Genomic DNA, 9831 nt, shown 5'->3' on the forward strand with positions numbered 1-9831 from the left:
TGCTTTCGAAATTGCTTGCATGAGAAAAATGCGTCGACTACGCTCATATGCGCAAATAGTTGACGCTTAAACTATATCGCGCCTGGCCACGTGTAAAAAAACCCGACCGACGTGTAGAAGCGGTCATGACGTTGCCCGGCGTTTTCAAAGCAGTACCTTTGGAGACCACCATGACGGGGACGAAAACCATGAGACGTACAACCATTGCCGTGCTCGGGGCGCTGGCCGCCGCGGCCGCCCTAGCCGCGGGCAACGCCCAGGCGCAGACCACGGCGCCGGTGAAGATCGGCTTCATCGGCACGCTGTCCGGCCCGGGCGGCGCGCTCGGCCAGGATCAGTACGACGCCTTCATGCTCGCCATCGAGCAAAAGGGCGGCAAGCTCGGCGGCGTACCGGTCGACGTCATCAAGGAAGACGACCAGCTCAAGCCCGATGTGGGCGTGCAGGCCGCGCAAAAGCTCGTCGAGCGAGACAAGGTCTCTCTCATCACCGGCGTTACGTTTTCGAATGTGATGATGGCCATTCACAAGAGCATCACCAGCGCCGGCGTGATCATGGTGGGCTCGAACGCCGGCCCCGCGCCCATCGCCGGCGCGCAATGCTCGCCGAACTACTTCTCGACCTCGTGGGACAACGACGAACTCCACGAGGCCGGCGGCCAGCTCTCGACCGACCTGGGCTACAAGAACATGTATGTGATGGCGCCGAACTATCAGGCCGGCCGCGACGCCGTAAACGGCTTCAAGCGCGACTACGCAGGCCATATCGTCGACGAGGTCTATACCCAGGTCAACCAGCCCGACTATTCGGCCGAGATCGCGCAGCTGCAAGCCTCCAAGCCCGATGCCGTCTACGTGTTCTACCCCGGCGGCATGGGCGTGAACTTCGTCAAGCAATACCGCCAGGCAGGCCTGCTGGGCAAGATTCCGCTGATTTCGGTCTCCACCATCGACGGCTCGACGCTGCCGGCGCTCAAGGACCTGGCCATCGGCGCCGTGACCAGCGCGCCCTACTCGCCCGATCTGGACAACCCCGAGAACAAGCAGTTCGTGGCCGCGTTCGAGAAGAAGTATCACCGCTCGCCTTCCATGTATGCGGCGCAGTCGTACGATGCCGCCAACCTGATCGACTCCGCGCTGGCCAAGACGCACGGCAGCGTTGCCGACCGCGCTGCGCTGCGCGCTGCGCTCAAGGCCGCCGACTTCCACTCGGTGCGCGGTTCGTTCAAGTTTGCGAGCAACCAATTCCCCGAGGCACCGTTCTATCGCGTCGATGTCGTCAAGGGTCCCGATGGGGCCGCCTTTGCCGTCAAGGGCGAAATCCACATCAAAAAGCGCGCCGATTTCGCCGCGCAGTGCAAGATGTAATGTCCCACGCACGCCCCGTGCCTGCGCGCTGAAGGGCGCGGGAACGGGGCGGCCATCGCAGTCCGAAACCTCATGAAGCGCTACCGCAATTTCGAACCGGCCGAGCTCGACGCGCAATACAACGCGCGCGCGACCACGCCCAACGTCCTCGACATCCTGGCCCGCTACACCGAAGAAAGCGCCCGGGTGCGCGCCACGCTGCCCGGCGAGCTCGACGTGGCCTTCGGCGATCATCCCGACGAAGCGCTGGACATCTTCCCGGCGCCCCGGCCGGATTCGCCCGTCTTCGTATTCATCCATGGCGGCTACTGGCGTGCGCTCGGCAAGAACGATTCGAGCAATATGGCGCCGACCTTCACGCAAGCCGGCGCCACCGTCGTAGCGGTCAATTATTCGCTGGCCCCCGAGGCCTCGCTCGACACCATCGTCGACCAGTGCCGCCGCGCGCTGGCGTGGATCCACCGCAACATCGGCCGATACAACGGCGACGCGCGCCGCATCCACGTCTGCGGCAGCTCGGCAGACGGGCATCTGGTCGGCATGCTGCTCGCCGACGGCTGGCATGCCGAGTACGGCGTACCGCAGAACCTGATCGCCGGCGCGATACCGCTGTCGGGCCTGTTCGATCTCACGCCCATCCCGCTCACCCACATCAACGCGTGGATGAAGCTTTCCGACGCCGACGCCGAACGCAACAGCCCGATGATGCACCTGCCCATGCAGGGCTGCCCGCTGATCGTGTCCTACGGCGAAACCGAGACCGCCGAGTTCAAGCGCCAGACCGAAGACTACCTCGCCGCCTGGCGCGCCCGCGGTTTTCCGGGCGTCTACGTGCCCATGCCCGGCACCAATCATTTCGACATCGTGCTCACGCTGAACGACCCCGAGAGTCCGCTCACCCTGGCGATCCTGCAACAGATGGGTCTGTCCGGCACGGTCGACAGGAACGCGGCATGAGCGCGACGGACCGCTACCAGGCGCTCACCATGCGGCGCGCGGCGCAGAGGCCGGCCCGATGAATCTGACGCTCTTTGTCATGCAGTGCCTGAACGGCCTGCAGCTGGGCGTGCTGCTGTTCCTGATGGCCGCGGGCCTGACGCTGGTGTTCGGCATCATGAACTTCGTCAACCTGGCGCACGGTTCGCTCTACATGATGGGTGCCTTCATCGCGGCTTCCGTGTACAACCACACCGGGTCGTTCGCGCTGGCCGCGCTCTCGCTCGTGCCGGCCATGCTCGCCCTCGGCCTGGCCGTCGAATACATTGCGCTCAAGAAGCTCTACGATCGCGACCATCTGGATCAGGTGCTCGCGACCTTCGGCCTGATCCTGTTCTTCAATGAACTGGCGCGCATGATCTGGGGCGCCTCGCCCTACTACATGGAGGTACCCGACTGGCTCTCGGGCACCATCAATCTCTTCGGCATCACCTACCCTGCCTATCGCTTTCTCATCATCGTGGTCGGCCTGGCCGTGGCCGGCGGCTGCTATCTGCTCAGTCACAAGACGCGCCTGGGCATGCTGATACGCGCCGGCGCCACGCATCGGCAGATGGTCGGCGCCCTCGGCGTGAACATCGCGCTGCTCAATTCCCTGCTGTTCGGCCTGGGCGCGGTCCTGGCCGGGGTGGCCGGGCTGATGGCCGGCCCCATTCTGTCGGTGCAGCCGGGCATGGGCGAGCCGATTCTGATCCTGACGATGGTGGTCATCGTCATCGGCGGCATCGGCTCGGTGCGAGGCGCCTTTCTCGCAGCCCTTATCGTGGGCGTGGTCGACACGCTGGGCCGCACGCTGCTGCCTGCACTGCTGCGCGGCCTGTTCGACCGCAGCACCGCCGACACCGCCGGCCCCGCGCTGGCCTCGATGCTCATCTACCTGGTCATGGCCGTGGTGCTGGCAATACGCCCGCAAGGCCTGTTCCCGGTCAAACACGGCTAAAAAATGAAACTCAACTTGCGCGTCGCCGTGCCGCTTCTGCTCCTCGCAGCCCTGGCCCTGGTGCCGGTCTACGCGCAGCTTGCACAGCAGCCTTTTTATCTCATTCTCTTCGGCCGCATCGTGATCTTCGCCATCGCGGCGGTGTCGCTGGACCTCATCATCGGCTACGGCGGCATGGTCAGTTTCGGCCACGCGCTGTTTCTTGGGCTGGGCGCTTACGCCGTGGCCATCCTCTCCTACCACGGCATCGACAACGGCTTCGCGCATCTGGCCGTGACGCTGCTGCTGTGCGCCGCCGTGGGCGCGATCACCGGCGTGCTCTCGCTGCGCACCACCGGCATCGCGTTCATCATGATCACGCTGGCCTTCGCGCAGATGTTCTATTTCCTCGCGGTCAGCCTCAGGCAGTACGGCGGCGACGACGGCCTGCCGGTGAACGCGGGCAGCCGCTTCGGCGGCGTCACGCTCGACAACCCCGCGGTGCTCTATTACACGGCCTTCGTGCTGCTCTGCTTGTGCCTGTGGGCAGGCCGCCGGCTGGTGCAGGCTCGCTTCGGCATGGTCGTGCGCGGCGCGCGCCAGAACAACCGCCGCATGCGCGCGCTGGGCTTTCCCACGCTGCGCTACAAGCTCGCCGCCTATGTCGTCAGCGCCATGGTCTGCGGCGTGGCCGGCATGCTCTACGCCAACCTCACGCATTTTGTATCGCCGGCCTATATGGCCTGGACGTCGTCGGGCGAAATGATCGTGATGGTGGTGCTTGGCGGGCTAGGTTCCTTCTTCGGGCCGCTGCTGGGCACCACCGCGATGCTGCTCGCCGAAGAAGGCCTGAAGGCGCTGACCGAACACTGGATGATCATCTTCGGACCGCTCATTCTCGTATCGGTGCTGCTGTCGCGGCGCGGGCTCTACGGGTTGATCGGCGATATCCAGACCCGATTTTCGCAAGGCGAACGCGTGCAGGAAGGCGGGGACGACCTCCGCGCCGCGCCCTCCCGGCCTGCGGCCCCCCAAAGCGGCCGTTCTTTCGCTGGGGCGGCCCGACGGGAAAACATGAGCCTCTTGCGCGCCGATCGTCTGGTCAAACGCTACGGCGGCCTGGTGGCCACCGACCATTTCAGCTTCGATGTCGCCCCCGGCGAGCTGCATGCCATCATCGGCCCCAACGGCGCCGGCAAGAGCACGCTGATCGGCCAGCTGGCCGGCGAACTGCATCCTGACGAAGGCGCGATTCATTTCGACGGCCGCAACATCACCGCCCTGCCCATCGAAAGACGCGCCCACGCAGGGCTCGCGCGTTCGTACCAGATCACCTCGATCTTCCCCGAGTTCACCGCGCTGCAGAACGTGCTGGTGGCCGTGCAGGCCATGCAGGGCCATAGTTTCGGCTTCTGGAGGCCCGCCCTGCGCGAAGCCGGGCTGGTCGACCCGGCGCGCGAGCTCCTGGCTCGCGTGGGTCTGGGTATGCGCATGTCGGTGCCGGCGGCGGCGCTTGCGCATGGCGAGCATCGCCAGCTCGAACTCGCCATGGCGCTGGCCGGCAGACCCAAGCTGCTGCTGTTGGACGAGCCGATGGCCGGTATGAGTCAGGCGGAATCGGAGCAGATGACGCGGCTGCTGGCCGAGCTAAAGAGCGATTACGCCATGGTGCTGGTCGAGCACGATATGGATGCCGTGTTCGCGCTGGCAGACCGCATCACGGTGCTGGTCTACGGCCGCGCCATCGCCTGCGGCAACGCCGACGCCATCCGCAACGACGCGGCGGTGCGCGAAGCCTACCTGGGCGACGAGACGCGCAACGAGATGATGGGGGCTACGGCATGACTGTTTTGCTGTCGCTGTCCGGCGTCGAATCTTTCTACGGCGCGAGCCAGGCCCTCTTCGGCATGACACTGGAAATCGAGCGCGGCGCCTTCGTCACGCTGCTCGGCCGCAACGGCATGGGCAAGTCGACCACCGTCAAGTCGATCACCGGGCTAATACCGCCGGCGCGCGGCCAGATCGCGTTCGACGGCAAGCCCATCCACGGCGCCGCCTCGCACCGCATCGCGCGCGCCGGCGTGGGCCTGGTGCCCGAAGGCCGCCAGATCTTCCCGACGCTCACCGTGCGCGAGAACCTCGTCGCCACGGCCCACAACCGCCACGGCGCCGATTCGCCCTGGACGCTGGCGCGCATTTACGGCCTGTTCCCGCGCCTGCGCGAGCGCGAGAAGAATCTGGGCGGAAATTTATCCGGCGGCGAACAGCAGATGCTGGCGATCGGCCGCGCGCTAATGACCAATCCCAAACTGCTGATTCTGGACGAAGCCACCGAAGGCCTGGCGCCGCTGATACGCGGCGAAATCTGGCAGTGCCTCAAACAGTTAAAAAGCAGCGGCCTGTCCATTCTGTGCATCGACAAAAACCTGGCTCCGATGCTGGAGCTGGGCGACCATCACTACATTGTCGACAAGGGGCGCGTGGCCTGGCACGGCGACTCGGCCAACCTGCGGCGCGACATGGCGCAGCTGCAAGCCTATCTGGGCGTATAGCGCCCAGTTCCGATTCAGGCCGAAACCAGACTGGCAAATCGGGCAAGATCGACGTTGCCGCCGCTGATCAGGACGCCGATGCGCATGCCCTTGAGTTCGGCCTTGCGCTGCCGGGCTGCGGCAAAACTCAGGCAGCCGGTGGGCTCGACCACTGTCTTCATGCGGCCGGCCATGAAAGCCATGCACTCGACCAGTTCGGCATCGGACACCGTGAGCACGTCGTTCACGTCGCGTCGGATGATGGGGAAGGTGTAGTTGCCCAGGTGCTGCGTCTGCGCGCCGTCGGCGATGGTCTTGGGCGTGTCGATGTGCACGATGCTGCCGCTGCGCAACGACTGCTGGCCGTCGTTGCCGGCCTCGGGTTCCACCCCGAACAGCCGGCAGCCGGGCGACAGCGCCCGCGTACTCAGAGCGCTGCCCGACAGCAGTCCGCCGCCGCCCAGCGGCACGAAGAAAGCATCGAGCTCGCTGATTTCCTCGAACAGTTCCTTGGCGGCGGTACCCTGCCCGCTAATGACGTCGGGATGGTCGTACGGCGGAATCAAGTTCTGGCCGTGCTTCTCGGCCAGCGAGCGGCCGATCTGCTCGCGATCTTCTTTGTAGCGGTCGTAGACGACCACATTGCCGCCGTAGCCCTTGGTCGCCGCGACCTTGGCCGCCGGCGCGTCGTGCGGCATGACGATGGTGGCGGGAATGCCCAACAGCTTCGCCGACAGCGCGACGGCCTGGGCGTGGTTGCCGGAAGAGAATGCCACCACGCCGGCCTTGCGCTGCTCAGCCGAAAACCTGGACAGCGCGTTGAACGCGCCGCGGAACTTGAAGGCGCCCATGCGTTGAAAGTTCTCGCATTTGAAGAAAACCTCCGCGCCGAACTCTTCGTTGACAGTGCGCGAGGTGAGCACGGGTGTCTTGTGGGCATGGCCCTCGATGCGGCCGGCGGCGGCGACGACGTCGTCGTAGGTAGGAAGAGTCAACATGATGAAGTCCTAAAAAACCGGGAAAGAGAAGTCACCACGGCCAGGCCACGGCGGTTCCGAGACCTTGCTCCATGGCTTTGCGATGGATGAGCCGAGCGACCGTCAGGTCTTGAAGCGCCAGACCGGTCATATCGAAAACGGTGATGTCGCCGGGGCTGCGCCGCCATGGAACCTCGCCGGTGAGCAGATCGCCTATCTCCACGGCCGGCGTCTGAGGCAGCCACTGCAGTTCGCCGAGCTGGCGCGCCTGATCGAGGTCGTCGGCAAAAATCCGGGCCGCATCCACCACGCCGCCTGGCAGTTCGCGCTTGCCGCGGGTGTCCGCACCGACACAGTTCAGATGCGTACCCGCGCGCAGCGCGCCGGCCTCGAACAGCGGCCCGGCACCGGTGGTGGCGGTAATGATCAGATCGCTTTGATTCACTGCGGCGTTCGCATCCGCCGCGCAGAGCAATTCGATCCGTTCGGCGAAGCCAGCTTCGAACTCGGGGCGCGGCAGACGGTCGGACGATACGTAGTGGACTCGCGTGAGCGCAGGACGCGCGCGCAGCGCGAACTCGAGCTGGGCCCGGGCTTGGTTGCCGGTGCCGAACACGGTGGCCGCGACGCTGTCCTCTCGAGAGAGCAGCGACAAGCCGATGGCACCGGCCGCCGCGGTGCGTGCGGTGGTGATGGCGTTGCCGTCGATCACGCAGAGCGGCCGGCCCGTGGCCGGGTCGAACAACAGCACGGTGGCCTGGTGCGCCTCGCCGCCGACCGATCGGTTGGCGGGCCAGAAGCCGGCGGCCTTGAACCCCAGCAGCCCCTGGCTGCCGACGTCGCCGGTCTTGATGCCGAAGACGCCGCCGGTGCTCAGTTTTTCGCGCACCACCGGAAACACGCGGCCTTGGCGCCGGCCATGCAGTTCGAAGGCCTCGCGCACCGCGGCAATGACGTCGTCCGCGACGAGCAGGCGCTCGACAAGGTGCTTGTCGACGAGCAGGAGCCGGGCGTCACCTCGCATCGGAGTACACCGTGGCGCGCGAGACGCCCAGATGGGCGGCGATAGTGTCCATGGCCCGACGCACGTCGAGCAGGCCGGCGGCCTTGAGTTCCTGCATGAGCGCGCGGCGGTTCTGCGGTTTGAGCGAACGCGGCGTCGCGGCCATCTTCGCGGCAAACGCGTCGATGCGGGCGCGGATGGCGTCGGCGCCTGATGGATCCAGCGATTCTTTTACCGGCGTCGAGCCCTCGACCGCGGTGAACCGGTTCATCGCGCTTTGAAAGCTTTGGAACAAGGTCAGATCGATATTCATGCAAAGGGCCGCAACGTAGCGCCCTGCCGAATCTTTTATGCCGATGGAGGTGCTCTTGGCCTGCCGGCCGTCGGCGAACTGGTTCGGATAGTTCGCGATGATCTGCTCGTAGGCCGGATCCATGATCCGCGCCAGTCCCAGTTCGGTGGCAGGATGGCCGATCTGACGGCCGGAAAGATTATTGTGAACCGCCAGCACCGCGTGGGCCGGATCCAGCAGATCGTGCACGACGACCTCGGTGAAAGGCGCGAACGTCTGGGCCAGACCTTCGGCGATCTGCTTGACCTGGGCGAGCAGGAGTTGCTGCTCGGGGGTTTTTTCGGACTTGGTGTTTTTGGCCATGTTAGACAGTTTGACTAGTTTTATACATTTCGTCAAACTACTGACAGAAGATCCAAAATTACCATCGGGAATCCGCCATGCCCCAGCTCCCAGACCTGAACACACCTGCCGCCGTGGTGGACGTGCAGCGCATGCTGCGCAACATCCGGCGCATGCAGGCCCGCGCCGACACGCTCGGCGTCAAGTTCCGGCCGCACGTGAAAACGACCAAGTGTCTGGACGTCGTGGCCGCCCAAGCCGCGGCCGGCGCCCAGGGCATCACCGTCTCGACCCTGAAAGAAGCCGAGCAGTTCTTCGCTGCCGGCGTGAAAGACATTCTTTACGCGGTCGGCATGCTGCCCGCCAAGCTGCCGCAGGCGCTGGCCCTGCGCCGGCAAGGTTGTGACCTCAAAATCATCACCGACAACCTGGAAGTGGCCAAAGCCATCGCCGCCTTCAATGCCGCAAACGCCGCCGACCTGGAAGTCTGTATCGAAATCGACACCGACGGCCATCGCTCCGGCGTGCAGCCCGAGAGCGAGCTGCTGCTGCAGATCGGCCACGCCCTGCACGATGGCGGGGTGAGCCTAGGTGGCGTGCTGACGCATGCCGGTTCGAGCTACGACACCAACCAAGACGATCTGTTGCGCGCCATCGCCGAGCAGGAGCGCGCGGGCGTGGTGCGCGCGGCCGAGCGGCTGCGGGCCGCAGGCCTGCCCTGCCCCGTGGTCAGCGCGGGCTCCACGCCCACCGCACTGCGCGCGCAAACGCTGGAAGGCGTGACCGAGCTGCGCGCCGGGGTGTATGTGTTTTTCGATCTGGTGATGCACAACGTGGGCGTCTGCAGCCTCGACGATATCGCGCTGAGCGTGCTGACGAGCGTCATCGGCCACCAGGAAGAAAAAGGCTGGGCCATCGTCGATGCCGGCTGGATGGCCATGAGCCGCGACCGCGGCACGCAGAAGCAGCAGCGCGACTTCGGCTTCGGGCAGGTCTGCGATGAAAGGGGCAACCCGCTCGCGGGCTACGTGATGAGTTCGGCGAATCAGGAGCACGGCATCGTGTCCCTGGCCGACGGCGTCGATGCCGATATCGCACGGAGCTTTCCCATTGGTGCGCGGCTACGGATTATGCCCAACCACGCCTGCGCCACGGGCGCGCAGCATCCGGAGTATTACGCCGTCGATGCACAAGGAGACGCGCAGCGTTGGCCGCGGTTTTATGGGTGGTGAAGCAGATCTCCGTTGTCTTTTTTAAGCCGTCGGGGGGGGGGGGGGGGGGGGGGGGGCCCCCCCCCCCCCCCCCCCCCCCCGCCCCCCCCCCCCCCGCAGGAGCGACACCCACACAACAAAAAAAAATAGAAGAAACAAGAAACAACAAAAAACACCCCGGCGGGATCGAAAA

9 protein-coding genes are annotated in these 9831 nt (G+C 65.3%); 6 read left to right on the forward strand and 3 right to left on the reverse strand.

Annotated elements, in window-relative coordinates; all coding sequences use genetic code 11:
- Nucleotides 1–188 precede the first annotated feature (188 nt).
- The 5 genes from ACTHJ1_RS05090 to ACTHJ1_RS05110 all read left to right on the forward strand — a co-directional run bounded on the left by ACTHJ1_RS05090 (nt 189) and on the right by ACTHJ1_RS05110 (nt 5834).
- Nucleotides 189–1367 carry an ABC transporter substrate-binding protein gene (locus ACTHJ1_RS05090; RefSeq protein ID WP_440188650.1) on the forward strand — a complete coding sequence of 393 codons (1179 nt, stop codon included), beginning with the start codon at nt 189–191 and terminating at the stop codon, nt 1365–1367.
- Between the two features lie 72 nt (nt 1368–1439).
- Nucleotides 1440–2324 carry an alpha/beta hydrolase gene (locus ACTHJ1_RS05095; protein WP_440188653.1) on the forward strand — a complete coding sequence of 295 codons (885 nt, stop codon included), beginning with the start codon at nt 1440–1442 and terminating at the stop codon, nt 2322–2324.
- A 58-nt stretch (nt 2325–2382) separates the two neighbouring features.
- On the forward strand, nt 2383–3303 hold the full coding sequence (locus tag ACTHJ1_RS05100) for a branched-chain amino acid ABC transporter permease (RefSeq protein ID WP_440188656.1): 921 nt from the start codon (nt 2383–2385) through the stop codon (nt 3301–3303).
- 3 nt (nt 3304–3306) lie between these two features.
- Nucleotides 3307–5127, forward strand: a complete 1821-nt coding sequence (locus ACTHJ1_RS05105; protein WP_440188659.1) for a branched-chain amino acid ABC transporter ATP-binding protein/permease — start codon at nt 3307–3309, stop codon at nt 5125–5127.
- Nucleotides 5124–5834 (forward strand): ABC transporter ATP-binding protein, encoded by a 711-nt coding sequence (locus ACTHJ1_RS05110; RefSeq protein WP_440188662.1) that lies wholly within the window; start codon nt 5124–5126, stop codon nt 5832–5834. The genes ACTHJ1_RS05105 and ACTHJ1_RS05110 overlap by 4 nt, the downstream gene beginning before the upstream one ends.
- Nucleotides 5835–5848: 14 nt before the next feature.
- On the opposite strand, the gene ACTHJ1_RS05115 is transcribed toward ACTHJ1_RS05110, so the two are convergent.
- Genes ACTHJ1_RS05115 through ACTHJ1_RS05125 form a run of 3 tightly spaced genes read right to left on the reverse strand, consistent with a single transcriptional unit; the run spans nt 5849 to nt 8448 of the window.
- The gene (locus ACTHJ1_RS05115) at nt 5849–6811 is read right to left on the reverse strand and encodes a threo-3-hydroxy-L-aspartate ammonia-lyase (RefSeq protein WP_440188665.1); all 963 of its coding nucleotides are present in this window, start codon (nt 6809–6811) and stop codon (nt 5849–5851) included.
- 31 nt (nt 6812–6842) lie between these two features.
- Nucleotides 6843–7814, reverse strand: a complete 972-nt coding sequence (locus tag ACTHJ1_RS05120) for an ornithine cyclodeaminase family protein (RefSeq protein ID WP_440188667.1) — start codon at nt 7812–7814, stop codon at nt 6843–6845.
- Nucleotides 7804–8448: a helix-turn-helix transcriptional regulator gene (locus ACTHJ1_RS05125; RefSeq protein WP_440188670.1), complete on the reverse strand. Its 645-nt coding sequence runs from the start codon at nt 8446–8448 to the stop codon at nt 7804–7806. The genes ACTHJ1_RS05120 and ACTHJ1_RS05125 overlap by 11 nt, the downstream gene beginning before the upstream one ends.
- 77 nt (nt 8449–8525) lie before the next feature.
- Here ACTHJ1_RS05125 and ACTHJ1_RS05130 point away from each other — a divergent pair, with 77 nt between their 5' ends.
- Nucleotides 8526–9659 (forward strand): DSD1 family PLP-dependent enzyme, encoded by a 1134-nt coding sequence (locus ACTHJ1_RS05130; RefSeq protein WP_440188673.1) that lies wholly within the window; start codon nt 8526–8528, stop codon nt 9657–9659.
- Nucleotides 9660–9831: the final 172 nt, after the last annotated feature.

Source organism: Bordetella sp. (genome assembly GCF_051960075.1).
In the GTDB taxonomy this organism is placed as follows: domain Bacteria; phylum Pseudomonadota; class Gammaproteobacteria; order Burkholderiales; family Burkholderiaceae_B; genus Bordetella.